The 23863-nt window shown below is 61.5% G+C and carries 25 protein-coding genes; 15 read left to right on the forward strand and 10 right to left on the reverse strand.

What is annotated here, in order from left to right:
• Positions 1-77 precede the first annotated feature (77 nt).
• Both QA644_RS02495 and QA644_RS02500 read left to right on the forward strand, forming a co-directional pair.
• Positions 78-707 carry a DNA-3-methyladenine glycosylase I gene (locus QA644_RS02495; RefSeq protein WP_283070938.1) on the forward strand — a complete coding sequence of 210 codons (630 nt, stop codon included), beginning with the start codon at positions 78-80 and terminating at the stop codon, positions 705-707.
• Entirely contained in the window at positions 704-1207 is a 504-nt protein-coding gene (locus tag QA644_RS02500) for a PPC domain-containing protein (RefSeq protein ID WP_239595355.1), read from the forward strand. The genes QA644_RS02495 and QA644_RS02500 overlap by 4 nt, the downstream gene beginning before the upstream one ends.
• Position 1208: 1 nt before the next feature.
• On the opposite strand, the gene QA644_RS02505 is transcribed toward QA644_RS02500, so the two are convergent.
• Positions 1209-1913: an HAD family hydrolase gene (locus QA644_RS02505; protein ID WP_239595353.1), complete on the reverse strand. Its 705-nt coding sequence runs from the start codon at positions 1911-1913 to the stop codon at positions 1209-1211.
• A gap of 238 nt (positions 1914-2151) precedes the next feature.
• On the opposite strand from QA644_RS02505, the gene QA644_RS02510 reads away from it, so the two are divergent.
• The gene (locus QA644_RS02510) at positions 2152-3201 is read left to right on the forward strand and encodes an aldo/keto reductase (RefSeq protein WP_194729071.1); all 1050 of its coding nucleotides are present in this window, start codon (positions 2152-2154) and stop codon (positions 3199-3201) included.
• An 84-nt stretch (positions 3202-3285) separates the two neighbouring features.
• On the opposite strand, the gene QA644_RS02515 is transcribed toward QA644_RS02510, so the two are convergent.
• The 3 genes from QA644_RS02515 to QA644_RS02525 form a co-directional block, all read right to left on the reverse strand.
• Positions 3286-3699 carry a DUF305 domain-containing protein gene (locus QA644_RS02515; protein ID WP_283070941.1) on the reverse strand — a complete coding sequence of 138 codons (414 nt, stop codon included), beginning with the start codon at positions 3697-3699 and terminating at the stop codon, positions 3286-3288.
• Between the two features lie 75 nt (positions 3700-3774).
• Entirely contained in the window at positions 3775-4128 is a 354-nt protein-coding gene (locus QA644_RS02520) for a hypothetical protein (protein WP_239595350.1), read from the reverse strand.
• Between the two features lie 161 nt (positions 4129-4289).
• Positions 4290-5048 carry a hypothetical protein gene (locus tag QA644_RS02525; protein WP_283070942.1) on the reverse strand — a complete coding sequence of 253 codons (759 nt, stop codon included), beginning with the start codon at positions 5046-5048 and terminating at the stop codon, positions 4290-4292.
• A gap of 136 nt (positions 5049-5184) precedes the next feature.
• Between QA644_RS02525 and hisS the strand changes: the two genes are divergently transcribed.
• From hisS to hisG, 3 genes are all read left to right on the forward strand, one after another.
• Positions 5185-6777 carry a histidine--tRNA ligase gene (hisS, locus tag QA644_RS02530; protein WP_283070943.1) on the forward strand — a complete coding sequence of 531 codons (1593 nt, stop codon included), beginning with the start codon at positions 5185-5187 and terminating at the stop codon, positions 6775-6777.
• Positions 6778-6954: 177 nt separating this feature from the next.
• On the forward strand, positions 6955-8076 hold the full coding sequence (locus tag QA644_RS02535; protein ID WP_283070944.1) for an ATP phosphoribosyltransferase regulatory subunit: 1122 nt from the start codon (positions 6955-6957) through the stop codon (positions 8074-8076).
• Positions 8073-8768: an ATP phosphoribosyltransferase gene (hisG, locus tag QA644_RS02540; protein ID WP_239595339.1), complete on the forward strand. Its 696-nt coding sequence runs from the start codon at positions 8073-8075 to the stop codon at positions 8766-8768. Before QA644_RS02535 ends, hisG begins: the two co-directional genes overlap by 4 nt.
• 77 nt (positions 8769-8845) lie before the next feature.
• Here hisG and QA644_RS02545 read toward each other — a convergent pair whose 3' ends face one another.
• Complete coding sequence (locus tag QA644_RS02545) at positions 8846-9292, reverse strand: DoxX family protein (RefSeq protein WP_194729077.1); 447 nt, start codon at positions 9290-9292, stop codon at positions 8846-8848.
• 216 nt (positions 9293-9508) lie between these two features.
• Between QA644_RS02545 and QA644_RS02550 the strand changes: the two genes are divergently transcribed.
• Positions 9509-10219, forward strand: coding sequence for a glutathione binding-like protein (locus QA644_RS02550; protein WP_039844098.1), 711 nt, complete (start codon positions 9509-9511; stop codon positions 10217-10219).
• Positions 10220-10363: 144 nt separating this feature from the next.
• On the forward strand, positions 10364-11188 hold the full coding sequence (locus QA644_RS02555; RefSeq protein WP_239595335.1) for an isocitrate lyase/phosphoenolpyruvate mutase family protein: 825 nt from the start codon (positions 10364-10366) through the stop codon (positions 11186-11188).
• A gap of 130 nt (positions 11189-11318) precedes the next feature.
• Here QA644_RS02555 and QA644_RS02560 read toward each other — a convergent pair whose 3' ends face one another.
• Positions 11319-11780, reverse strand: coding sequence for a hypothetical protein (locus QA644_RS02560; RefSeq protein WP_239599603.1), 462 nt, complete (start codon positions 11778-11780; stop codon positions 11319-11321).
• Between the two features lie 154 nt (positions 11781-11934).
• On the opposite strand from QA644_RS02560, the gene QA644_RS02565 reads away from it, so the two are divergent.
• Positions 11935-12291, forward strand: a complete 357-nt coding sequence (locus QA644_RS02565; protein WP_283070945.1) for a hypothetical protein — start codon at positions 11935-11937, stop codon at positions 12289-12291.
• 127 nt (positions 12292-12418) lie between these two features.
• Here the strand turns inward: QA644_RS02565 and groL are convergent, their stop codons facing one another.
• Both groL and groES read right to left on the reverse strand, forming a co-directional pair.
• On the reverse strand, positions 12419-14056 hold the full coding sequence (groL, locus tag QA644_RS02570; protein ID WP_074066815.1) for a chaperonin GroEL: 1638 nt from the start codon (positions 14054-14056) through the stop codon (positions 12419-12421).
• A gap of 57 nt (positions 14057-14113) precedes the next feature.
• Positions 14114-14410: a co-chaperone GroES gene (groES, locus tag QA644_RS02575; RefSeq protein WP_004675403.1), complete on the reverse strand. Its 297-nt coding sequence runs from the start codon at positions 14408-14410 to the stop codon at positions 14114-14116.
• A gap of 361 nt (positions 14411-14771) precedes the next feature.
• Between groES and QA644_RS02580 the strand changes: the two genes are divergently transcribed.
• The 4 genes from QA644_RS02580 (at position 14772) to QA644_RS02595 (ending at position 20527) form a co-directional block, all read left to right on the forward strand.
• Entirely contained in the window at positions 14772-15620 is an 849-nt protein-coding gene (locus QA644_RS02580) for a TIGR01459 family HAD-type hydrolase (protein WP_239595329.1), read from the forward strand.
• Between the two features lie 14 nt (positions 15621-15634).
• Positions 15635-16618: a bifunctional riboflavin kinase/FAD synthetase gene (locus QA644_RS02585; protein WP_239595326.1), complete on the forward strand. Its 984-nt coding sequence runs from the start codon at positions 15635-15637 to the stop codon at positions 16616-16618.
• Positions 16619-16862: 244 nt separating this feature from the next.
• Entirely contained in the window at positions 16863-19763 is a 2901-nt protein-coding gene (gene ileS / locus QA644_RS02590; RefSeq protein ID WP_283070958.1) for an isoleucine--tRNA ligase, read from the forward strand.
• Between the two features lie 140 nt (positions 19764-19903).
• Positions 19904-20527: a hypothetical protein gene (locus QA644_RS02595; RefSeq protein ID WP_283070960.1), complete on the forward strand. Its 624-nt coding sequence runs from the start codon at positions 19904-19906 to the stop codon at positions 20525-20527.
• 2 nt (positions 20528-20529) lie between these two features.
• On the opposite strand, the gene QA644_RS02600 is transcribed toward QA644_RS02595, so the two are convergent.
• Together QA644_RS02600 and QA644_RS02605 are read right to left on the reverse strand one after the other, a co-directional pair.
• Positions 20530-20844: a hypothetical protein gene (locus QA644_RS02600; RefSeq protein ID WP_283070962.1), complete on the reverse strand. Its 315-nt coding sequence runs from the start codon at positions 20842-20844 to the stop codon at positions 20530-20532.
• Positions 20841-21278 carry a nucleoside deaminase gene (locus QA644_RS02605; protein WP_239599601.1) on the reverse strand — a complete coding sequence of 146 codons (438 nt, stop codon included), beginning with the start codon at positions 21276-21278 and terminating at the stop codon, positions 20841-20843. Before QA644_RS02605 ends, QA644_RS02600 begins: the two co-directional genes overlap by 4 nt.
• Before the next feature lie 91 nt (positions 21279-21369).
• On the opposite strand from QA644_RS02605, the gene QA644_RS02610 reads away from it, so the two are divergent.
• Together QA644_RS02610 and rsmD are read left to right on the forward strand one after the other, a co-directional pair.
• Entirely contained in the window at positions 21370-23292 is a 1923-nt protein-coding gene (locus QA644_RS02610) for a pseudouridine synthase (protein WP_283070963.1), read from the forward strand.
• Positions 23273-23833 (forward strand): 16S rRNA (guanine(966)-N(2))-methyltransferase RsmD, encoded by a 561-nt coding sequence (gene rsmD / locus QA644_RS02615; RefSeq protein WP_039844108.1) that lies wholly within the window; start codon positions 23273-23275, stop codon positions 23831-23833. The genes QA644_RS02610 and rsmD overlap by 20 nt, the downstream gene beginning before the upstream one ends.
• Positions 23834-23863: the final 30 nt, after the last annotated feature.

Below are 23863 nucleotides of genomic sequence, written 5' to 3' on the forward strand. Positions count from 1 at the left end.
CAGGGTTACTCTTCGGTTTGGAAACAAGGTTTCTAAATGGTAAAGCCGGATTTTGAGCGCAGGAGCTGCGGAGAAGAATGAGCGAATCGGGTATCATCACCGGCGACGACGGCAAGAGCCGCTGCCATTGGCACGCGAATCTCCCAGACTACATGCGCTATCACGACGAGGAATGGGGCCGGCCGGTCACCGACGATATCCGCCTCTTCGAGAAAATCTGCCTCGAGGGTTTTCAGTCCGGCCTCTCCTGGCTGACGATCCTGCGCAAGCGCGAGAATTTCCGCGCCGCCTTTGCGGGCTTCGATTTCGAAAAGATTGCGCTCTTCGACGAGCGGGATATCGAGCGCTGCCTTGCCGATCCCGGCATCGTCCGCCATCGTGGCAAGCTCGCCTCGACAATCAACAATGCACAGCACGCGATCGCTTTGAGGGCCGAATTCGGCTCGCTCGCGCATTATTTCTGGAGCTATGAGCCGCAACTCCACGAACGTCCGGCCCTCGTTGACCGCCAGCATGTTGCCGCCAATCCGACGACGCCGGTTTCGGTAAGGATATCGAAGGATTTGAAGAAGCGCGGCTGGACCTTTGTCGGTCCGACCACAGTTTATGCCTTCATGCAGGCAATGGGTCTCGTCAACGATCATATCCAAGGCTGTTTCTGCCGTGCCGAAGTGGAGGCGATGCGCGCGGCATTGGTACGCCCGTGAAAGTGTGGGTCGGAACCGCTGCGGCAGTCCTGTTGTCCACCACGGCGGCATTTGCTCAGGCGCCGCAACTCGACCCTGGCGAAAAGCTCGAGAAGTTGCAGTTTCCGGCCGTTACCATGCAGATCAAAGGCTGGACCAAGTTCGGCAACAGCGATGTCTATACTCTGCCGGTGCGCGCCGGTCAGCGCGTGAAGATCAGCTTCACGACCAAGAGCCAATTCGCCTTTCTTGCGATCTTCGACCTTTCGAAGACGGATGACGAAGCTTTCTTCGGTACGGACGAGGATGGCACGACGCTAGATGTGACCGTAAAGGAAAACACCACGTGGTTTCTGCGGCCCTATTATTCCAAGGTCTCGCCTCGCCGTGGCCTCGGGGCGCCTTATACGCTACTGGTCGAGCCGCAGCCAGTCGGCGAGCCGCAGCCCGCCACACCGCAAGAGCCGGAGCGCCCTTCACTCTTTCCGCCGGCACCCTCGAAATCCGGCACCGGCGAATAGATCAAGATAGTGCGCCGAGCAAGCTGCCAAGCTCGCCAAGGTGGGCGATCTTGCGAAAGCGTGGCGCATCCTTCGGTTCGTCGACGTGCTCCAGAACCCAAGTCATTTCATGCGGCACGAAGACGCCGTAGCTTCCGGCGGCAATCGCCGGCACGATGTCGGATTTCAGTGAATTGCCGACCATCATCGCCCGCTCCGGACCATCGCCGACCTTCGAGAAAATCCGGCGATAGGTGACTGCTGTCTTCTCCGAGACGATCTCGACGGCATCGAAGAAATCGCCGAGGCCGGATTGTGCGAGCTTGCGTTCCTGGTCGAACAGGTCGCCTTTGGTGATCAGCACGAGCAGGTAATTTCCCGACAGCGCTTCAAGCGTCTCGCGCACATGCGGCATGGTCTCGACCGGATGGGACAGAAGTTCGCGGCCCGTATCGAGAATTTGGGCAATCACGCTCGTTGGCACCTTGCCTTCGGTGATTTCGATCGCCGTCTCGATCATCGACAGCGTGAAGCCCTTTATGCCGAAGCCATAGTGGCTGAGATTGCGCTTCTCGGCCTCCAGCAGGCGCTCCGAAATCTTCGGACCCTCGGCGAAATCGGCGAGCAATTCCCTGAAGTGCTCTTCGGTCAGCCGGTAATATTGTTCGTTCTGCCAGAGCGTATCATCGGCATCGAAGCCGATTGTCGTCAGCGCATGTGTGCTCATCTCAAGCTCCTGCAATCCATGAAGCAATCTATTGATGGGCCGCGTCGAGACAAGGGCTTTTGCTTTTTCGTCGCAGCAGGTTGCAGCGGCGTTGAAAAGCAGAGGATCGGCATTAGGTAAAATATTGCCTACCCTGCAGCCAGCCCCGGCTGTGCCTGACACGTGCAGGCCAATAATCAAAAAATAGCGTTCAGCAGTCCGCAAGCGCCGCTTGCGGCCGACACAAGGAAATTTCTCCATGCGATACAATCAACTCGGAAATACGGGACTTTTCGTCTCGGAAATCTGCCTCGGCACCATGACTTTCGGCGAGGCGGTCAGCGGCACCATATGGGGTTCCATTGCCGATGTGGACCAGAAGGCGGCAGACCAGATCGTCGAGCGCTCGCTCGCTGCCGGCGTCAATTTCATCGACACCGCCGATGTATATTCCTCCGGTGAGTCCGAAAGGCTGCTAGGCCAGGCGCTGAAGAACCTCGATGTCCCGCGCAAGGACGTCGTCATCGCCACCAAGGTTTACGGCGTGATGGGTGACAAGCCGAACGATCGCGGCGCATCGCGCGGTCACATCATGGATTCCGTCGAGGCCAGTCTGAAGCGGCTGCAGACGGACCATATCGATCTCTACCAGATCCACGCAACCGATCCCGTCACCCCGATCGACGAGACGCTGCGCGCTTTCGACGATCTCATCTCGCGTGGTCTCGTGCGCTATATCGGCGTTTCCAACTGGCAGGCGTGGCGGATCGCCAAGGCGCTCGGCATTTCCGAGCGCCGCGGCTTCGCCCGCTTCGAAACCGTCCAGGCCTACTACTCGATCGCCGGCCGCGATCTCGAACGGGAAATCGTGCCGCTGATGAATGAGGAGAAGATCGGCCTGATGGTCTGGTCACCGCTCGCCGGCGGTCTGCTCTCCGGCAAGTTTGGCCCCGGTGCGCCTGGCAACGGCGAAGGCCGCCGCGCCAATTTCGACTTTCCGCCAGTGGACAAGGACAAGGCCTGGGCCTGCGTGGCCGTCATGCGCGAAATTGCCGAGAAGCACGGCAGCAACGTCGCAGCCGTTGCGCTCGCTTATGTCCTCGCAAAGCCGTTCGTGACCAGCGTCATCATCGGCGCGAAGCGCATCGATCAGCTCGACCAGAACCTTGCCGCCGTCAAGCTGAAGCTCGATGCCGGCGACATGCAGAAGCTCGACGAGGTCAGTGCGCTGGCGCCGGAATATCCAGGCTGGATGCTGGCCCGCCAGGGTGCCGCCCGCCGCCCGGAACCGTTTGAGCCGAACGCCTGAGAACGGCGAACTGAAAACGCCGGTGCGGGAATGAACTGACCCCCGAAAGTTGGACAACAGCCTTCGGGGGTTTTACTGATGGCCCTACTTGCCGTGGGCTTTCAGCCAGGCGTTCATGTCCGCGATCTCCGCTTCCTGAGCCTTGATGACGGCTTCGGCGAGTTTGCGGATGTTCGGGTCCTTGCCGTATTGCAGCTCGATCTTTGCCATGTCGATCGCACCCTGATGATGCGGGATCATGCTGCGGACAAAATCTGCATCGGCATCGCCGGTCATTTCAATCGCCATATCCTTGTGCATCTTGGCGTTCGCCTCGGCAAAGGCCTGGCTTGAAGGACCCTGGTCGCCCATCGGCTTGCTCATGTCCATCGGCATATTCGTATGCATCGGCATATCTTGATTCATGTGCATCGTCTTATCCTGGGCAAGCGCTTCCTGGACAAGCGCTGGGGCGGCGAAGGCGAAGGCTGCGGTAAGGGCAAGAATTTTCAGAGACATGGGACTTCCTTCCTCTGTCTGACATAAGTGCTTTTGCGCGGCAGATACCGCGCGATCGGTATGCGGAAAGTATTGTCAGACAAGGCGGGGAGGTGGTGCCTGCGGTGCAGGGCGAAGATCGGCGAGCGCATGTGCAGCGGCCGGTGAAGGATAGGCGAAGACAGACTTCGCGCTTGTATCGATCGTGAGCGGCGGAGGCACGATAAGGCATACCGCGCAGAAGGCCATATGAGCCGTGTCGCCTGTTGCGCAGGGATCCTTGGCTGCGCCACTCTCATGCCCGGCCGTATCCATGCCGGCCATATCGTGATGCGTTTCGGCCAGGACGGGCTGTTGCATCGACGCGCACATAGGACAGCCCGCCAGCGCCGACATCGCGCTGTAGAACAGCCAGGCGAAAAGCATCGTCGTGATGGCGAAGACACGCATGCCATCAAGATAGGCACGCCCGGCAAGGAAGCCAAGCGACCCATGTGTGAGTTTCAAAGCTTTGCCGCCTTGCGCAGCGCCTCGTTGATGCGCCCCGCCAGCCCTTGCCAGTCGCCTTGAAGTCGTCTTCGGTCCATTCGGGATTGTCGGAGACGTCTAATTCAGTAGGCGGCAATGACCTTGTGGACGATCTGGTAGTCAGCGCTTTCCTCGCCGATCGGTGCGACCGGCCATGACCAGCTGGCGTTGGCCGCAGGCGGCAAGACGCCATGTAAAAGGTCGGTCTCCTCGTGAGTTTTACCGCAGCGGTCGATGACGGCGTAGGAGATGTCGGTCAGAAGGCAGGTTCGGCAGGGCAAGGCGGCCAGATTGGAAAGATGAGCGTCGATCAGCCGAGCCACGCTGTCATCGGGCATCCTGCCCGGCTCTTCCGCCTCATAGCGCCGTTTCACGCCACGGCCGATTTGCGACAGCAGATTCGCCGAGACCGCGAAATCGAGATAGGGCACCGACCGCAGGAAGCCGAGCGGCTCCACCTCTTTCCCTGCCGCGAGATCGCCATATCCGGAGAGATCGCGCTCGATGAGCCGGACATTGCGGTAGCCCTTCGTCTTCAGCCAAAGGCGCACCGACGCGACGTGCACGAGATCGACAAGAACGACCGTATCGAAGCTCTTCGAAAGCTCCTTGATCGGCACGTCGCAAAGCAGGCCTGAGCCGAGCACGACGACCGTGCGTGTCTCGCGAAGACCGTCCATCGCGCAGAGGATGGCTGTGCGGCTGTTCTCCTCATGCTCCGCCCACGCCCGGCTACAGCGCCTGGCGCGGGACCAGAGGTTGATGGAATAGCGGATGAACCTGCGGTTCGCCTTGCCCGTGACAGGCAACGTCGCGAGATAGTGAAGTGCCTCGATAATCATGGTCGTTCCCGCAATTCGGTGGGCTGCCCTTCGATCTTCGATTCTGGCTTGCGCTTCAAGTCCCTTCGCCCTTGCCGCTATCCTCCCAATCCGCTAGGAAACCGCCACTGTCACGATTGAGCGGAATGCGTTGGAAATGAACGAGAAGCAGAAGAAACCACAAAAGCTCAAGGCTCGCTTGCCGCGCGGCTTCGCCGACCGTTCGGCCGCCGATATCCGCGCCGTCAACGAGATGACCGCGAAGATCCGCGAAGTCTACGAGCATTATGGTTTCGATCCGGTCGAAACGCCGCTCTTCGAATATACCGATGCGCTCGGCAAGTTCCTGCCGGACAGCGACCGTCCGAACGAGGGTGTTTTCTCGCTGCAGGACGACGACGACCAGTGGATGAGCCTGCGCTACGACCTGACGGCGCCGCTCGCCCGCCATGTCGCGGAGAATTTCAACGAGATCCAGCTACCCTACCGCACCTATCGCGCCGGCTACGTGTTCCGCAATGAAAAGCCAGGCCCCGGCCGCTTCCGCCAGTTCATGCAGTTCGACGCCGACACCGTCGGCGCGCCAGGTGTTCAGGCCGATGCCGAAATGTGCATGATGATGGCCGATACGCTGGAAGCCCTCGGCATCAAGCGCGGGGATTATGTTATCCGGGTGAACAACCGCAAGGTTCTGGATGGCGTGCTGGAGGCGATCGGTCTCGGCGACGAGGACAAGGCGGGCCAGCGCCTCAACGTGCTGCGCGCCATCGATAAGCTCGACAAGTTCGGCCCTGAGGGCGTACGGCTTTTGCTCGGCGAAGGCCGCAAGGATGAATCGGGTGACTTCACCAAGGGCGCGGGGCTGACTTCGCAGCAGATTGATCGATTACTTGATTTCATCAATATCTTGCAGACGGCAGAAACGGCACTCGGTTCACATCCGATGGTGCAAAACCCGGTGGCCAGTGCCGAGATTGATGGAGGGGCTATTTTTGACACGCTTCACAACAACTTCAAAGATTCTCCTAAAGGCATTGAAGGGGTTCTTGAGCTAAAGCAGATTTGGCAATTGGTTGAAGCAGCGGACTACGGTCCAGATCGCATCAAGATCGACCCCTCGGTCGTCCGCGGCCTCGAATACTACACCGGCCCGGTCTACGAAGCCGAACTGCTCTTCGACGTGACCAACGAAAAGGGCGAAAAGGTTGTCTTTGGCTCCGTTGGTGGCGGTGGCCGTTATGACGGCCTCGTCTCCCGCTTCATGGGCCAGCCGGTTCCGGCAACCGGCTTCTCGATCGGCGTTTCGCGCCTGATGACGGCGCTGAAGAACCTCGGCAAGCTTGGCCAGAGCGAGGTCATCGAACCGGTGCTCGTCACAGTCATGGATGGCCAGGACATGGATGCTTTGGGCCGCTACCAGCGCATGACGCAAGCGCTGCGCGCCGCCGGCATCCGCGCCGAAATGTTCCAGGGCAACTGGAAGAAGTTCGGCAACCAGCTGAAATATGCCGACCGCCGCGGCTGCCCAATCGCCATCATCCAGGGCGGCGATGAGCGTGCCCAAGGCGTCGCGCAGATCAAGGACCTGATCGAAGGCAAGCGCTTGTCCGGTGAGATCGAGGACAATGCCAGCTGGCGCGATGCGCGCGTGGCGCAGGAGACCGTCGCCGAGGCCGATCTGGTGGCCAAGGTGAAGGAAATCCTGGCGGCTCAGGCGGAGGATCGCGCGAGGGCGGGCGGCAATGGGTGATTTTCCACTCCCCAACCCGTCCCCACAAAGGGGAGGGCCCCTGAGCGCCGCCGTCCTGCCCAACGCAGCATTCGCTTGGTCGACCGCGCTGCTTATCTCTTTCGGCGATCGCCGCGGGTTAGTCCTTCTCCCTTGTGGGGAGGGGTTGGGGAGGGGACTTTATTTGGGAGCCACCCCATGGCCCTGATCAACCTCCCCGATTTCGCCAACGACCTCCTGGACGAATTTACCGCCCGCAAGACGGAGCGGATCGACACGCCGGTCATCCAGCCGGCCGAGCCCTTCCTCGACATTGCCGGCGAAGACCTCCGCCGCCGCATCTTCATGACGGAAAGCGAAACCGGCGCCAGCCTCTGCCTGCGGCCGGAATTCACCATTCCCGTCTGCATCCGCCACATCGAGACGGCAACCGGCACGCCGAAACGCTATTCCTATCTCGGCGAAGTCTTTCGCCAGCGCCGCGAGGGTGGAAACGAATTCTATCAGGCAGGCATCGAAGACCTTGGCGACATCAATATCGCCAGCGCCGACGCCCGCGCGATCGGCGATGCGACCGGCATCCTGGCGCGGCTTCTTCCTGGCGAACGCCTCACGGTCACGCTGGGCGATCAGGCCGTCTTCGAAGCCGTGGTCCAGGCGCTCGGCCTACCGCTTGGATGGCAGAAGCGGCTGATCCATGCCTTCGGCAATATGGGCCAGCTTGAAGCGCTGCTCGCGAGCCTCGTCAGCCCGCAATTTGTGACCGATCTGGATCACGATGTCGCACGGCTGATCGCCGCCGGCGACGAGGCAGCACTCATCGCCCACATCGACGCGACGATGCACAGAACGGGCTATTCCTCGAACGCCAGCCGCTCGCCGGCTGAAATCGCGCGCCGGCTGAAGGAGAAGTTGGTCCTTTCGCAAACGCGCCTCGATGATGCGGCCTTCCGCGTGCTCGAAGAGTTCCTGTCGCTGAGGGTGCCGCTCATCAATGCGTCGGCCGCTCTGGCCGGTTTTGCCGATGCCGCCGGGCTGAAGCTCGGCAATGCGCTCTCTCGCTTCGATGGCCGGGTGGCCGCCCTCGGCAATGCCGGGATCGACCTCGCCTCCATCGATTATCGCGCCGCCTTCGGCCGCCCGCTCGATTATTACACCGGCCTTGTCTTCGAGGTGGGCATCCAGGGTTCGTCCGCCGTGCTCGCAGGCGGCGGACGCTTCGACAGGCTGTTGACGCTGCTGGGCGCCAAGGACCGCATTCCAGCCGTTGGCTTCTCGCTCTGGCTCGACCGCATCGAAACGGAAAGGGCGGCCCCATGACCATCACCATCGCGCTGCCCTCCAAGGGCCGGATGAAGGACGATGCCTCGACACTCTTCGAGCGCGCCGGCATGAGGATCATCGCCGTCGGCAATGACCGCTCCTATCGCGGCCGTGTCGAGGGTTGGGACGACGTCGAGATCGCCTTCCTGTCGGCCTCGGAAATATCGCGCGAACTCGGCAACGGCACCATCGATTTCGGCGTGACCGGGGAAGACCTGGTGCGCGAAGGGCTGGCGGAAGCCGACAGGCGCGTCGAATTCTGCGCCCGCCTCGGTTTCGGCCGCGCCGACGTGGTGGTTGCCGTTCCTGAGATCTGGCTCGATGTCGACACCATGGCCGATCTCGGCGATGTCGCGGCCGACTTCCGCGCCCGCCATGGCCGCCGTTTGACCATCGCAACCAAGTATTGGCGGCTGACGCAGCAGTTCTTCTCCAGCCAGCATGGCATCCAGCTCTACCGCATCGTCGAAAGCCTTGGTGCGACGGAAGGGGCCCCGGCCTCCGGCTCCGCTGATATCATCGTCGACATCACCTCGACGGGCTCCACCTTGAGGGCGAACCATCTGCGGGTGCTGAACGACGGTGTGATCTTGCGCTCGGAAGCCTGCCTCGTCCGCGCCAGCAAGGAGAGCCACGCCGGCGAGCCGTCGGTGGCGAGGATCATAGAGGCGGTGCGCAGCGCCCTTTGATTTCTGCAAAGAACCAAACGAACAACCCGCCGTCTTTCCGACGGCGGGTTTCTTCTGCTTGGGAGGATGTTGCGCGCTTAGGCGGCAACGGCATATGCGCCACGGCGTGCATCCAGCGAATAGGCGCCCGGGCCGAAGGTGGCGAGGAGGATATAGGCGCCGGCAAGCGTCAGGTTCTTCATCAGCATGATCTGGTTGAGCACGTTGATCCAGCCATTGGCCGCAGCCGGAAAATCCGGAACGTTGATCGTGCCGCTGTGGAAGACGAGGCCGGTGAAGGCGCAGAAGAGGGCGAGTGCCCAGCCGACGATACGGGTCTGGAAACCAACGAGGACGGCAAGCCCGGCAACAAGCTCAAAGAGGCCAGCGGCATAGGCGAGAAGTGTTGCGGCAGGAAGGCCGGCACCGCTGATCATCCCGGCCGTACCGGCCGGATCGGTGAGCTTGCCGAAGCCGGACATGATGAACATAAACGAAAGCAGGATGCGGGCGACAAGAAGGACGATGTTGGTGGTATTCGACATGGACGCGATCTCCGTTTGAATTGCTCTGGAGGTCCCCGTGCCCCGGCACCGTTTGAACCCCGATTGGCCGGCGTTGTCGCCTTTTTTGGGCACGATGAAAAGATAAACAAATGAGGATGGTTTGTTCACTAATCTGAAACGATCACTCCGTTGAGCGGCTTGTCTTTTGCGTCGCCGGTCTTCTATGTTCGCCACCAACCCCCAGGAGAAAACGGCATGGCAGACCTTTCCGCATTTCCGATCACCAAGCGCTGGCCGGCGCAGAACCCAAATGTTATTCAGCTTTATTCGCTGCAAACGCCGAACGGCGTGAAGATAGCGATCGCGCTGGAAGAGCTCGGTCTGCCTTACGAGCCGCATTACATCTCCTTTGGAACCAACAATCAGAAGTCTCCCGAATTCCTCTCGCTCAATCCGAATGGCCGCATACCGGCGATCATGGATCCGAACGGGCCGGGCGGGAAGCCGATCGGCCTCTTCGAATCAGGCGCGATTCTCCTCTATCTCGCGGAAAAAACCGGCCAGCTCCTGCCCCCGGATGCTGTGGGGCGCTACGAGACCATCCAGTGGGTGTTCTTCCAGATGGCGGGCGTCGGCCCGATGTTCGGCCAGTTCGGCCATTTCTACAAGTTCGCGGCCGACAAGGTCGCCAACAATTCCTATCCGATGGAGCGTTACCGCGACGAAGCCAAGCGGCTGCTGAGCGTGCTGGAAGCGCGCCTTGAGGGACGGCAGTGGATCATGGGCGACGCCTACACCATCGCGGACATCACCACATTCCCATGGATCCGCGGCGCCGACATCTTCTACGGCGGCCGGGAAGTCCTGGACTACGCGAAGTTCCCCTCCGTCATGGCCTGGCTCGAACGCTGCATCGCGCGTCCGGCAAGTGCCAAGGGTCTGAACATCCCTGTGAAGCCGGAGTAATCCGGCCTAAAGGAAGAGGCCGGTCGCAGGAACGGCCCTTAGAATTAGCGGCTTTGCGGGAAGCTTTTTATGGCGATCGTTCTATATTTGTTCCGTATCTCGTGTAATGTTCGCATCTAACGAGGTGAGTCTGGGAGGTAGCAGATGGAAGACAAGCGCACTGCATTTCGCAAACTGCACGAAGCACCGGGCGCGTTCATTATCCCCAATCCCTGGGATATCGGCACAGCCCGGATTTTAGCTGCCTTGGGTTTTCCAGCGCTCGCCACCACCAGCGCTGGCATGGCGTTCTCTCTGGGCGTCGCGGAGGGCGCCGTCTCACGGAAAGACACCTTGGACCATTGCCGATCCATCGTGGCCGCAACGCCGCTCCCCGTCTCGGCCGACCTCGAAAACGGCTTTGGCGACAGTCCGCAGAGTGCTGCCGAGACGATCCGAGCCGCTGCCGACATCGGTCTCGCCGGGTGTTCGCTTGAAGATCATACCGGCCGGCGCGATGATCCGATCTATGATTTCACGCTGGCGGTAGAGCGTATAGAGGCGGCTGTCGAGGCCCGCCGTTCTCTGCCGCACGATTTCGTGCTGACGGCGCGTTGTGAGAATTTTTTGTGGGACCGCGCCGATCTCGACGACACGATCCGGCGACTGCAAGCATTCGAGAAGGCCGGAGCCGACGTGCTCTATGCACCCGGCCTTCGTGACCTTCGCACGATCCGGTTGGTTTGCAAGGCCGTGACGAAGCCCGTCAACGTTGTGATGGGAATGCCCGGCGCAACGTTCAGCGTGGCAGAGTTGGCGGAGGCGGGCGTCAAGCGGATAAGTGTCGGTTCGGGGCTGGCGAGGCTCGCCTTCGGCACGTTCGTGAACGCGGCGCGGGAAATGCGATCGGCAGGTACCTTCCGTTTCTCAGGCCAGGCTATGGGCTTTGCGGAGCTGGAGGGTTTTTTTACCGGAACGACGAAGACATGAGAATGTCGCAAAACTCCTGCAGACCGTGTGGAAACTAACGTCCTCGATTCAAGATGAGGTGCTACGCCGGTTCCCGTCGCCGAAAAGCCCGAGTATTCTCGGCATGCCGGTCGCAGGATCGGCCTTTCTCTTACGATGCTTGCGCTTGTTGCCGGCTTGCCGTCTGGTTTGCCCCATCCAGCTTGAAGCGCGGAAAGATGAAGACCCCCGCCATACTGCCACTGAATTTTTCCTCCACTCCGCTCGATTCACCCATGCAGAAAACCGGCTGACGCAGGCTGTTCGGCATCATGATCGTGGTGGAAAAGCAGAAGGACGACGAAAGTGTTGTGGCTTGTTCGAAAAGCGCGAGGATATGCCCCCGATCTTTCGGATCATAGCAGCGCAGCAGGCTCAGAAGGCCGCATTCCTGTGCCGAAAGGCCATGCAGCAGGCTGCTCCAGTCGCCGAGGCGGATGATTCCGCTTGAAAAGTCGCCGGCCCAGGCCTCGGAGACCGAAAATTGCGCAATCATATCCTGATTACGATGGGTCAGATCCAGCGAGCCAGGCATCAGGGGGGCGGCAACAGTTGCTTTGGCGATTTTAAACAAGGGGTTCCCCGGTTCGGGCGCAGTCTCCGCTGCGCTGCGGTCAGAGCGAAACAGGGTCATACGGCGCCAGGCATCATGCCTGCGGTCTGGAACCTCGATCGCCGGCGGGGCACTGAGGCTTGCTCTTGCTTGTCGCGCAAACGTTCGTCGCCAAATGTTCGCGCAGGTTGAGACGGCGTTCCGGCCTCGCTGGCGGGTGAAAACGATCCTCGAACACACATCAATTGCAGCGCGGATTTATAGGAGCTTTTCGCCAAACGGCAACGGCTTTTTCGGGGCGGAACCCTCGCCCGGCCAAGACGGTTCAGCCGGCTATTTTGCTGGAAAACGTCGCATGAGAAGTACAAAGAATCAATTTGTGATGGATTGTGCGTGGTTTCGCTTCGCAAAGAAGTGGTTTTGCCCGGCAAATGCCTCTTTAAGCGAAATTCGAATATTTGTTGAAAAATCTGGCGGCGCAAGCCTCGCGAAAGCTCCGGGCTGGTGGCGGCAAGAGAACGGGCCAAGTTAAACGCTTTGGAAAGTCGACGGCTTGCCCTGCGCGTGCGCAGCTGCGAATCGCGCTTCAAAAGAAAAGGGCGGCCCGAAGACCGCCCTTCCTGAACTGAACCGGATGGCTCAGATGCGAGACCTCAGTCTCACATCATGTCCATGCCGCCCATTCCGCCCATGCCGCCCGGCATTGCCGGAGCGTCCTTCTTCGGCAGCTCGGCGATCATCGCTTCCGTGGTGATCAGCAGCGAAGCAACCGAGGCTGCATTCTGCAGAGCCGTACGGACGACCTTGACCGGGTCGACGATACCCATGGCGATCATATCGCCATATTCGCTGGTCTGGGCGTTGTAGCCGTAGTTGTCGTCATTCTTGTCGAGGATCTTGCCGACGACGATCGAAGCTTCGTCACCAGCGTTGTCAGCGATCTGGCGAACCAGCGACTGCAGCGCCTTGCGAACGATGTTGATGCCGGCTTCCTGATCGTCGTTCACGCCCTTGGACGTGATCTTGACGGAGGAACGGAGCAGGGCAACGCCGCCGCCCGGGACGATACCTTCCTGAACAGCAGCGCGCGTCGCATTGAGGGCGTCGTCGATGCGGTCCTTCTTTTCCTTCACTTCGACTTCCGTCGAGCCGCCGACGCGGATGACGGCAACGCCGCCTGCGAGCTTGGCAAGGCGTTCCTGCAGCTTCTCGCGGTCGTAGTCGGAGGTGGTTTCTTCGATCTGCGCCTTGATCTGCGCAACGCGGCCTTCGATGTCGGACTTGGCGCCGGCGCCGTCGACGATCGTGGTGTTTTCCTTGGAGATCGAAACCTTCTTGGTGCGGCCGAGCATGTCGAGGGTAACGGACTCGAGCTTGATGCCGAGATCTTCGGAGATGACCGTACCACCGGTCAGGATCGCGATGTCCTCGAGCATGGCCTTGCGGCGGTCGCCGAAGCCCGGAGCCTTGACGGCAGCAATCTTCAGCCCGCCGCGCAGCTTGTTGACGACGAGCGTTGCAAGTGCTTCGCCTTCGACGTCTTCAGCGATGATCAGCAGCGGCTTGCCGGTCTGAACGACGGCTTCGAGAACCGGAAGCATCGACTGCAGGTTGGAGAGCTTCTTCTCGTGCAGAAGGATATAGGCGTCGTCGAGGTCAGCAACCATCTTTTCCGGGTTGGTCACGAAGTACGGGCTGAGATAGCCGCGGTCGAACTGCATGCCTTCGACGACTTCGAGTTCGGTTTCGGCGGTCTTGGCTTCTTCGACAGTGATGACGCCTTCGTTGCCGACCTTCTGCATGGCTTCAGCAATGTCGCGACCGACCTGGCTGTCGCCGTTTGCGGAGATCGTGCCGACCTGTGCAACTTCTTCCGAAGTGGAGATCTTCTTGGCCTTGGCCTGGAGATCCTTGACGACTTCAGTAACGGCAAGATCGATACCGCGCTTCAGATCCATCGGGTTCATGCCGGCTGCAACGGCCTTGTTGCCTTCGCGAACGATGGCCTGAGCAAGAACGGTTGCGGTCGTGGTGCCGTCACCGGCGATGTCGTTGGTCTTCGAAGCGACTTCGCGGACCATCTGGGCGCCCATGTTTTCGAACTTGTCGTCCAGTTCGATCTCCTTGGCGACCGAAACACCGTCCTTGGTGATGCGCGGCGCGCCGAAGGACTTGTCGATGATGACGTTGCGACCCTTCGGGCCGAGCGTTACCTTGACTGCGTCAGCGAGGATATCGACGCCGCGCAGCATCTTTTCGCGCGCGGTGCGGCCGAACTTAATTTCTTTAGCTGCCATTTTGAAAACTCCTGAGAAGGGTTGTCAGCGATTTCGGGTAAAAAGCGACCGGCTGGATCAGCCGATGATGCCCATGATGTCGGCTTCCTTCATGATCAGAAGGTCTTCGCCGTTGATCTTGACTTCTGTGCCGGACCACTTGCCGAACAGAACGCGGTCGCCAGCCTTGACGTCGAGAGCGACGACCTTGCCGGACTCGTCACGAGCGCCGGAGCCGACGGCGACGATTTCGCCTTCCTGCGGCTTTTCCTTAGCGGTATCGGGAATGATGATGCCGCCTTTGGTCTTTTCTTCGGATTCAACGCGGCGAACGACGACGCGGTCGTGAAGGGGGCGGAAATTGGTGCTTGCCATTGTCTAATCCCTCGATCAAATGACATTCGCAGGCCGGGCGGCCCACATGGATAAGTGTTAGCACTCTCCGTTGAGGAGTGCTAGCGCCGAGCATTTAGGGATGGCTCCAGAAGGAGTCAAGAAGACCCATCACGGAATTTTGCGCCGGAATTGTGAAGAGGGCGGGAATTGTTTGAAGCATCGCCCGATTCGACGCGTGTCGGTTGCTTGAGCTTCGGAGTGCCCGCGCAGGCTGTCAACTGCGTGGCCTTCCTCTCGTGGAAGGTCCGACGGTTTTTCCTAAAGATCGCCCGAAAATCCCTTGCCATCGCGGCATGCCTTTGCAATGTCACGCCTGACTGAAAGCAAATCGGGAAATCGGATGGCCAAGCGGATTAGAAGTTTTGCGGAGATCACCAGCCAGTATGATGCGGTGTTCTGCGATGTCTGGGGCGTGCTGCACAATGGCGTCGATCCCTTCCCGACGGCCGCTGCCGCTCTGGAAGCCGCGCGCGGCGAGGGGCTTGCCGTCATCCTTATCACCAATTCGCCGCGCATCGCGCCTCAGGTGGTCGCCCAGCTTCGCCAGATCGGCATCCAGGACGGCGCCTATGACCGGATCGTCACCTCCGGCGACGTCACCCGCGGCCTGATCGCCGAAGGCCCGAAGAAGGTGTACCTGCTTGGCCCGGATCGCGATCTGGCCATCATCGAAGGTCTCGGCGTCGAGCGCGTCGATGCGAAGGACGCTCAATCCGTGGTCTGCACCGGATTCTTCGACGACGAGACGGAAAAGCCGGAAGACTACACGGATATGCTCAAGGATTTTCAGGCACGCAACGTGCCGATGGTCTGCGCCAATCCGGACCTCGTCGTTGAACGTGGTCACCGCATCATCCCCTGCGCCGGCGCCATGGCTGCCTATTACCACCAGTTGGGCGGCGAGATCCGCATCGCCGGAAAGCCGCACGCGCCGATCTACGACGCCGTGCTGAAAACCGCGCACGAACTCCACGGCGATTTCCCGAAAAGCCGCATTCTTGCCATCGGCGACGGCATGCCGACGGATGTGCACGGCGCTCTCGATTACGGCCTCGATCTCCTCTATATCAGCGGCGGTATCCACGCGAAGGAATACACGCTGAACGGCGAGACCGACGAGGCGATCCTGCATGCCTATCTCGAACGCGAGAAGGCCGCGCCCAAGTGGTGGATGCCGCGCCTCGCATAAGAAGAAGCCCGCCGATGACCGTTTTTCACCGCAATGAAACCCGCGAACCCTTGCCTGCCCACCTGAAGGGCGGGGTGATTGCCATCGGCAATTTCGACGGCGTTCATCGCGGCCATCAATCGGTGCTGAACCGCGCGCTGGAAATCTCGAACGAGCGGGACATCCCGGCGCTGGTGCTGACTTTTGAGCCGCATCCCCGCACGGTCTTCAGGCCGGAAACACCGGTCTTCCGCATCACGCCCGCACCCCTGAAGGCCCGCATCCTGGAAGCGATCGGCTTCAACGCCGTTATCGAATATCCTTTCGACCGCGAATTCTCGCAGCGCTCGCCGGACGACTTCATCCACGGCATCTTGAAGGACTGGCTGGGCGCCTCCGAAGTCGTCACCGGCTTCGACTTCCATTTCGGCAAGAATCGCGAGGGCGGCCCGGCCTTCCTTATGGATGCCGGCCATAAATACGGTTTCGGCGTCACGCTGATCGACGCCTTCCGCGACGAGAATGCCGAGGTCGTCTCATCGAGCCGCATCCGCGAGTTGTTGAAGGAAGGCGATGTCAGCGAGGCCGCCGCGCTGCTCGGCTACCGCTACACAGTCGAGGCTGAGGTGATCGGCGGCGAAAAGCTCGGCCGCGAGCTCGGTTTTCCAACCGCAAACATGCAGCTTCCGCCGGAGGCCGAACTTGCAGCCGGCATCTACGGCGTCCGCTTCCGCCTGGACGACGGCAAGCTCTACGATGCAGTTGCGAGCTACGGCCGCCGCCCGACGGTGATCGAAAACGGTGCGCCGCTGCTGGAGACCTACCTCTTCGATTTCAACGGCGACCTCTACGGCCGGACCTGTTCCGTCTCCTTCTTCGGCCACCTGCGGCCCGAACTGAAGTTCGACGGCCTGGAACCGCTCGTCGAGCAGATCAAGCGTGACGAGCAGGAGGCGAGGGCGCTGCTTGCGGGTGTCCGGCCGCTCGGCGAACTCGACCTTAAGCTTTGTTTCGTCTGACGCCGCGATGCCGGTGGGCACGGCCTCAAATCCCTCTTCCTTTTCCCGGCAAAAACGCCTATGAACCGCCGCTATGAATAAAGTCCGGCTGTCGAGTGCGATGCGAATTATCGGCCCGGCCTTCCGCGCGCGCTGAGCCGCCGGAAGGTCCGGGTTTTTGGCGCTTGGGCAAACGAGCGCTTCCGTCATCAGACATTTTTGAAGCCGTCGCGCCTTGAAGGCGCCCAGAAACGATTGCTGAAACATGACCGACACAGCCGAAAAGATCGACTACTCGAAGACCCTCTACCTGCCCGAAACCGACTTCCCGATGCGCGCCGGCCTGCCGCAGAAGGAGCCGGAAATCGTTGCACGCTGGCAGCAGATGGGCCTCTACAGGAAGCTGCGCGCATCCGCCGCCGGACGCGAGAAGTTCGTCCTCCATGACGGCCCGCCCTATGCGAACGGCAACATCCATATCGGCCACGCGCTGAACAAGATCCTCAAGGACGTCATCAACCGCTCGTTCCAGATGCGCGGCTTTGACGCCAACTACGTTCCCGGCTGGGACTGCCACGGCCTTCCGATCGAATGGAAGATCGAGGAGAAGTACCGCGAGAAGGGCAAGAACAAGGACGAAGTTCCGATCAACGAATTCCGCAAGGAATGCCGCGACTTCGCCGCCGGCTGGATCAAGGTTCAGTCCGAGGAGTTCAAGCGCCTCGGCATCGAGGGCGACTTCGATAATCCCTATACGACGATGAACTTCCACGCCGAATCGCGCATTGCCGGCGAGCTTTTGAAGATCGCAGGAAGCGGCCAGCTCTACCGCGGCTCCAAGCCGGTCATGTGGTCGGTCGTCGAGCGCACTGCGCTGGCGGAAGCCGAAGTCGAATACGCCGATGTCGAAAGCGACATGATCTGGGTGAAGTTCCCCGTCGCGGAAGGCCCCGCCGCTCTGGCCGGCGCCTTCGTGGTCATCTGGACGACGACCCCCTGGACGATCCCGGGCAACCGCGCGGTCGCGTTCTCGTCGCGCTACCCCTATGGCCTCTACGAAGTTGCGACCGCCGAGAACGACTTCGGCCCGCAGCCGGGCGAGAAGCTGATCTTTGCCAGGCGCTTGGCTGAGGAGTCCGCTGCCAAGGCGAAAGTGACCTTCAATTTCGTTCGCGATATTAAAGCGGATGAACTTGCCGCCGTCACCTGTGCGCACCCGCTGCACGGCCTGGGCGGCGGCTATGATTTCCAGGTGCCGCTGCTTGATGGCGAGCATGTGACCGATGACGCAGGTACCGGTTTCGTCCATACCGCCCCCAGCCACGGTCGCGAGGACTTCGATGCCTGGATGGACAATATGCGGGAGCTCGAAGCGCGCGGCATCTCGTCCACGATCCCGTTCCCGGTCGACGATGCCGGCTTCTTCACCATCGACGCGCCCGGCTTCGGCCCGGATGCGGAAGGCGGCGCGGCGCGCGTTATCGACGACAGCGGCAAGAAGGGTGATGCCAATGAGCGCGTCATCAAAGCGCTGATCGCCCGTCACGCGCTCTTCGCGCGCGGCCGCCTGAAGCACTCTTATCCGCATTCCTGGCGCTCGAAGAAGCCGGTCATCTTCCGCAACACGCCGCAGTGGTTCGTCCATATGGACAAGGAGCTCGACGACGGAACGACGCTGCGCTCCCGTGCGCTGAACGCGATCGATGATACCCGCTTCGTACCGGCTGCCGGCCAGAATCGCCTGCGCGCCATGATCGAACAGCGCCCGGACTGGGTGCTTTCGCGCCAGCGCGCCTGGGGCGTGCCGATCTGCGTCTTCGTCGACGAGCAAGGCCAGATCCTGCAGGACGACGAGGTCAATGCCCGCATCCTCGAAGCCTTCGAAAAGGAAGGCGCCGACGCCTGGTTCGCCGAAGGTGCGCGTGAGCGTTTCCTCGGCAAGAAGGCGAACGAGCCGTGGAAGCAGGTCATGGATATCCTCGACGTCTGGTTCGACTCGGGCTCCACGCACACCTTTACGCTGGAAGACCGCCCGGACCTTAAGTGGCCGGCCGATCTCTATCTCGAAGGCTCGGACCAGCATCGCGGCTGGTTTCATTCCTCGCTGCTCGAATCGGCCGCTACCCGCGGCCGCGCGCCCTACAACGCCGTCCTCACCCATGGCTTCACCATGGACGAGAAGGGCGAGAAGATGTCGAAGTCCAAGGGCAACGTCACCGCGCCGCAGGAAGTTATGAAGGATGCCGGTGCGGATATCCTCCGCCTCTGGGTCATGACCTCCGACTACGCGGACGACCTTCGCGTCGGCAAGACGATCATCCAGACGAATGTCGATGCCTACCGAAAGCTCCGCAACACGATCCGCTGGATGCTTGGCACACTCGCCCACGACAAGGGCGAAGTGATCGCGCTCGCCGATCTGCCGGAACTGGAGCAGCTGATGCTCCACCGCCTGGCCGAGCTCGACGAGCTCGTGCGCGAGAACTACGATGCCTTCGACTTCAAGAAGATCGCCCGCGCGCTGATCGACTTTGCCAATGTCGAGCTCTCGGCCTTCTATTTCGACATCCGCAAGGACACGCTCTACTGCGATGCGCCGTCGAGCCAGCGGCGCCGTGCGGCTCTCCATGTCATCCGCAATATCTTCGATAGCATGGTGACCTGGATGGCGCCGATGCTGCCCTTCACGATGGAAGAGGCGTGGCTGTCGCGCGATCCGTCGGCGGTCTCGGTTCATCTCGAGCAGTTCCCGGCGATCCCGCCTGAATGGAAGAACGAGGCGCTGGCCGGCAAGTGGAAGAAGGTCCGTGCGATCCGTTCGGTCGTCACCGGCGCTCTGGAGATCGAGCGCAAGGACAAGCGGATCGGCTCGTCGCTGGAAGCAGCGCCCGTCGTGCATGTCACGGACAGCGTGCTTCGCGCTGCTCTTGATGGGCTGGATTTCTCGGAAATCTGCATCACCTCGGATATTGCCGTCGACGGCGCCGAGGGGCCGGCCGAAGCCTTCCGGCTGCCGGAAGTTCCGGGAGTCAGCGTCGAGCCAGCACTTGCCGAGGGCACCAAATGCGCCCGCTCCTGGCGTATCACCAAGGATGTCGGCTCCGATCCGCAGTATCCGGATGTATCGGCGCGCGATGCCGCTGCATTGCGTGAACTCGGATTGTAATTACTGAAGAAAATTGCCGGATGAATTGCTCTTTTGCAGTTCATCCGGTAAAAGCTGCCTGAAAATGGCCGGATTTTTACGTCAGGGGGACGATCATCCGGTAGGGCGATGATTGCACCGGCATGGCTGGAAGGGTTTTCATGTTAGCGACGCGTTGGTTCCGTGCAGGCGCTTGCCTGGCTGTTGTTGTGGCGGCGGGCTCGATAGCTTCCGGCTGCAGCCCGACCTACGGTACAGGCACGACGGCGATGGAGCAGCTTGGCGACGATATCGGCCAGTCCGTGTCTCTGGCTCCCCGCGAGCCGAAGAACAAGGGCGTCAAGTACACGCCGCGCCCGACGCTCGTCTTGCCTGCCCAGGCTTCCAGGGAAGCGCTGGTCGAGCCGCAGCAGACGATCGCGAGCAAGGAAAATCCGCAGTGGGTCGAATCGCCGGAAGAAACCCGTGCACGCCTCGTCAAGGAAGCCGACGATAACGAAGACAAGTACACCTATGTCTCGCCGCTCGCCAAGAACGGCGTCGAAGGCGGTCGCCAGACGACCGAAGCGCAGACCAAGGCCTACCGCGAAGCCCGTGCCCTGCAGAAGGGGGCCCATCTCGATCAGCGCCGCTACATTTCCGATCCGCCGTCGACCTATCGCCAGGTCGACGATCCCGCCAAGCTGGAAGACCTTGGCGAACCCGAGCTCAAGAAGGCAAAGCAGCGCAAGAAGGATGCCGCAGTTGCCGGCACCGGCAAGAAGTGGTGGAACTTCCTTCAGTAAGTTCAGGCCATCTTAGGCCTGCCGCGCGGCAAACCAGCGGCAAACGAGCGCGATGTGCACAATCCGACACCCGAAAAGAATGCAGCCGGTGAAAGCGATATCGTTTCCGCCGGCCTGCCGCTTACGATCAGCAGGATGAATATGGCGAGGGCAAGTGCCGGCACGAAGCCGAAGGCCATGAGCCGGCGCGCCGACCAGTTCACCTTGCCCCGCAAAGACCATTGCATCGGGATTTTCTCTGCACCCGGCGCGAGCGCCCTGTAAGCCGAGGCGGCGAGCGCGACTATGGCGGCGAGAACAAGAATGCTCGGGGTCATGGAAGCTCTCTCTTTTCGGCAAAGAACGTCCTGAGAATGTCCGCTGATTCCGTTTCGTTCAAACCGGAATAGACCTCCGGCGCGTGATGGCAGGTCGGGTGGGCGTAAAACCGCACACCATTGTCGACTGCCCCGCCTTTGGGATCTTCCGCGCCGTAATAGAGCCTGCGGATGCGCGCGAACGAGATGGCCGCGGCACACATTGTGCAGGGCTCCAGCGACACGTAGAGATCGGCGCCGACCAGACGCTCCTGCCCCAGGACTTCGCAAGCCATGCGGATCGCGGCCACTTCGGCATGGGCCGTGACGTCGTTGAGCTCCCGCGTCCGGTTGCCGGCGCGCGCGACGACGGCGCCATCGAGCACCACCACGGCGCCGATCGGCACTTCGCCGCGCTCGCCCGCTGCTCGCGCTTCGTCAAGGGCCATCTCCATAAACCGATTTGTCTTCACGATCCGGCAATTTCCCACTTAACCGCAAGGGCGCGACCTGATAGACAGGCCCCAAAAGGCAGGCAAACAACAAATGACATTCAAAGACAAGCCAAAACGGCCGGGCGGCAAGCCCTCCGCGCACGATGCGCGGCCGAAAACCGAAGGCAAACCGGCAAGGAGCTCGGCGGCCCCCAAGGCTGCAGCCGCCGAGACCGAAGGCGAAACCAAGGCGGAACGCATCTCCAAGGTCATGGCGCGCGCAGGCGTTGCCTCGCGCCGCGACATCGAGCGCATGATCATGGAAGGCCGCGTCACGCTGAACGGCAAGACGCTCGAGACGCCGGTGGTCAATGTGACGCTTACCGACAAGATCGAGGTCGACGGTGTGCCGATCCGCGGCATCGAGCGCACGCGCCTGTGGCTCTATCACAAGCCGGCCGGTCTGGTGACCACCAATTCCGACCCGGAAGGCCGCTCGACGGTTTTCGACAACCTGCCAGAAGAGCTGCCGCGCGTCATGTCGATCGGCCGGCTCGACATCAATACCGAAGGTTTGCTGCTGCTGACCAATGACGGCGGTCTTGCCCGCGCGCTCGAACTGCCGACCACCGGCTGGCTCCGCCGCTACCGCGTGCGCGCCCATGGCGAGATCGATCAGGAAGCGCTCGACAAGCTGAAGGACGGCATTGCCGTCGACGGCGTGCTCTACGGCTCCATCGAAGCGACGCTTGACCGCACCCAGGGTTCCAACGTCTGGATCACCATGGGTCTTCGCGAAGGCAAGAACCGTGAAATCAAGAATGTGCTCGGCGCGCTCGGCCTCGACGTCAACCGTCTCATCCGCGTTTCCTACGGTCCGTTCCAACTCGGCGATCTGCCAGAAGGCCACGTCGTTGAAGTGCGCGGACGCACGCTGCGCGATCAGCTTGGACCGCGCCTGATCGAGGACGCCAAGGCGAACTTCGATGCCCCGATCTACAACGCGCCTGCCCTTGCTGCCGAGGAAGAGGTGGAAACGAAGCCGGAGAAGCGCGAGCGCTCCTGGAAGCCTGAGGACAAGCGCGAGCGTGCTTTGAGCCGTCTCGACACCAAGCGTGACGATCGCCGTGATGACCGCCGGGATGGCAGGCGCGAAGGCGACCGCGATGTTGGCCGCAGGGAAGACGACCGGCCCAAGCGCCCGGCGCTTGGCAGCCGCAGAAACGCCAACGTCTGGATGGCGCCCGGCGCCCGTCCGCTCGGCGAAAAGGCTGCCGCCAAGGCTGCGAAGAATGCCCAGACCGCCCGCAAGCGTGGCGAGAAGCCGGGCAGCAGTAAGCCGCAGCCCTCCAACTACGGCGACGACCGGCCACGCGTGCAGATCAACCGCGCCCGCGACGAAGAAGGCGAGTGGATCCGCTCCAGCGAAGTTTCGCCGAAGTCCAAGGATGACGGCGAGGGTTTTGGCCGCAAGCGCTCGTTCGGCGATCGTCCTGCACGCCCGGATCGCCGTCCTGGCGATCGTCCGGCTCGTGGCGAGCGCCCGTCCGGCGACCGCCCTCCGCGCGGGGATCGGCCCTTCGGCGACAAGCCCCGTGGCGAGCGCAGACCACGTGCTGAGGGTGACGAACGTCCCCGTTCTTTCGGTGATCGTCCCGCGCGTGGTGACCGCCCGTCAGGTGACCGTCCTCCGCGTGGGGATCGGCCTTTTAGCGACAAGCCCCGTAGCGACCGCAGACCACGCGAAGAAGGTGACGAGCGTCCCCATTCCTTCGGCGATCGTCCGCGCACTGCCCGCAGCGCTCCCGGCGAGGGCCGCTCCGAACGTCCGCGCGGCGAAAGGCCGTTTGGCGATAAACCTGCGGGCGACAAGCCCCGTGGCAAGAGCTTCGGCAAGCCGGGCGGCGGCTCCAAGAATTTCTCAAGCAAGCCTAAGGGCGATCGGCCGGGCGGTGGTGGCAAGCCTTCGGGCGCGCCGTCGCGCGGTGGACCGAAAGGAAAGGGAATGACGCGCGGTGCGGATCGTCGGCGGTGAGTTTCGCGGACGGCCGCTCGCCGTACCGAAGTCGAACGACATCCGGCCGACTGCCGACCGGACGCGTGAGAGCCTGTTCAATATCCTGAGCCACGCCTATTCGGAATGCATCGACGGCACCCGGATTCTCGATCTTTTTGCCGGCACCGGCGCCGTCGGCCTTGAAGCCATCTCGCGCGGCTGCCGTCATGCGCTCTTTGTCGAAAACAGCGTCGAGGGCAGGGGGCTTCTCTGGGAGAATATCGATGCGCTCGGCCTCCACGGCCGCACCCGCATTCTGCGGCGTGACGCCACGGACCTGGGTTCCGTCGGCAATCTCGAGCCCTTCAGCATGCTTTTCGCCGATCCACCCTATGGCAAGGGTCTGGGTGAAAAGGCGATGGCAGCTGCCGCCAAGGGCGGCTGGCTCGTGCCGGGCGCGATTGCCGTTCTCGAAGAGCGATCGGATGTTGCCGTTTCAGTTGATCCTTCCTATCTCTTCCTCGAAGATCGCATCTTTGGCGATACAAGGGTTCATTTCTTCCGCTACCAGCCTGAATAAGGGCGGCGGGTTATCCGGAGTTGGGTTGTG

The sequence above is a fragment of the Rhizobium sp. CC1099 genome, from assembly GCF_029714385.1.
In the GTDB taxonomy this organism is placed as follows: Bacteria; Pseudomonadota; Alphaproteobacteria; order Rhizobiales; family Rhizobiaceae; genus Rhizobium.

Excerpts from the sequence above, each read along its gene's own strand:
- QA644_RS02495 (WP_283070938.1), top strand. The coding sequence starts at position 78 with ATGAGCGAATCGGGTATCATCACCGGCGACGACGGCAAGAGCCGCTGC.
- QA644_RS02505 (WP_239595353.1), bottom strand. The coding sequence starts at position 1,913 with ATGAGCACACATGCGCTGACGACAATCGGCTTCGATGCCGATGATACG.
- QA644_RS02510 (WP_194729071.1), top strand. The coding sequence starts at position 2,152 with ATGCGATACAATCAACTCGGAAATACGGGACTTTTCGTCTCGGAAATC.
- QA644_RS02515 (WP_283070941.1), bottom strand. The coding sequence starts at position 3,699 with ATGTCTCTGAAAATTCTTGCCCTTACCGCAGCCTTCGCCTTCGCCGCC.
- QA644_RS02520 (WP_239595350.1), bottom strand. The coding sequence starts at position 4,128 with ATGCGTGTCTTCGCCATCACGACGATGCTTTTCGCCTGGCTGTTCTAC.
- QA644_RS02525 (WP_283070942.1), bottom strand. The coding sequence starts at position 5,048 with ATGATTATCGAGGCACTTCACTATCTCGCGACGTTGCCTGTCACGGGC.
- hisS (WP_283070943.1), top strand. The coding sequence starts at position 5,185 with ATGAACGAGAAGCAGAAGAAACCACAAAAGCTCAAGGCTCGCTTGCCG.
- QA644_RS02535 (WP_283070944.1), top strand. The coding sequence starts at position 6,955 with ATGGCCCTGATCAACCTCCCCGATTTCGCCAACGACCTCCTGGACGAA.
- hisG (WP_239595339.1), top strand. The coding sequence starts at position 8,073 with ATGACCATCACCATCGCGCTGCCCTCCAAGGGCCGGATGAAGGACGAT.
- QA644_RS02545 (WP_194729077.1), bottom strand. The coding sequence starts at position 9,292 with ATGTCGAATACCACCAACATCGTCCTTCTTGTCGCCCGCATCCTGCTT.
- QA644_RS02550 (WP_039844098.1), top strand. The coding sequence starts at position 9,509 with ATGGCAGACCTTTCCGCATTTCCGATCACCAAGCGCTGGCCGGCGCAG.
- QA644_RS02555 (WP_239595335.1), top strand. The coding sequence starts at position 10,364 with ATGGAAGACAAGCGCACTGCATTTCGCAAACTGCACGAAGCACCGGGC.
- QA644_RS02565 (WP_283070945.1), top strand. The coding sequence starts at position 11,935 with ATGTTCGCGCAGGTTGAGACGGCGTTCCGGCCTCGCTGGCGGGTGAAA.
- groL (WP_074066815.1), bottom strand. The coding sequence starts at position 14,056 with ATGGCAGCTAAAGAAATTAAGTTCGGCCGCACCGCGCGCGAAAAGATG.
- groES (WP_004675403.1), bottom strand. The coding sequence starts at position 14,410 with ATGGCAAGCACCAATTTCCGCCCCCTTCACGACCGCGTCGTCGTTCGC.
- QA644_RS02580 (WP_239595329.1), top strand. The coding sequence starts at position 14,772 with ATGGCCAAGCGGATTAGAAGTTTTGCGGAGATCACCAGCCAGTATGAT.
- QA644_RS02585 (WP_239595326.1), top strand. The coding sequence starts at position 15,635 with ATGACCGTTTTTCACCGCAATGAAACCCGCGAACCCTTGCCTGCCCAC.
- ileS (WP_283070958.1), top strand. The coding sequence starts at position 16,863 with ATGACCGACACAGCCGAAAAGATCGACTACTCGAAGACCCTCTACCTG.
- QA644_RS02595 (WP_283070960.1), top strand. The coding sequence starts at position 19,904 with ATGTTAGCGACGCGTTGGTTCCGTGCAGGCGCTTGCCTGGCTGTTGTT.
- QA644_RS02600 (WP_283070962.1), bottom strand. The coding sequence starts at position 20,844 with ATGACCCCGAGCATTCTTGTTCTCGCCGCCATAGTCGCGCTCGCCGCC.
- QA644_RS02605 (WP_239599601.1), bottom strand. The coding sequence starts at position 21,278 with ATGGAGATGGCCCTTGACGAAGCGCGAGCAGCGGGCGAGCGCGGCGAA.
- QA644_RS02610 (WP_283070963.1), top strand. The coding sequence starts at position 21,370 with ATGACATTCAAAGACAAGCCAAAACGGCCGGGCGGCAAGCCCTCCGCG.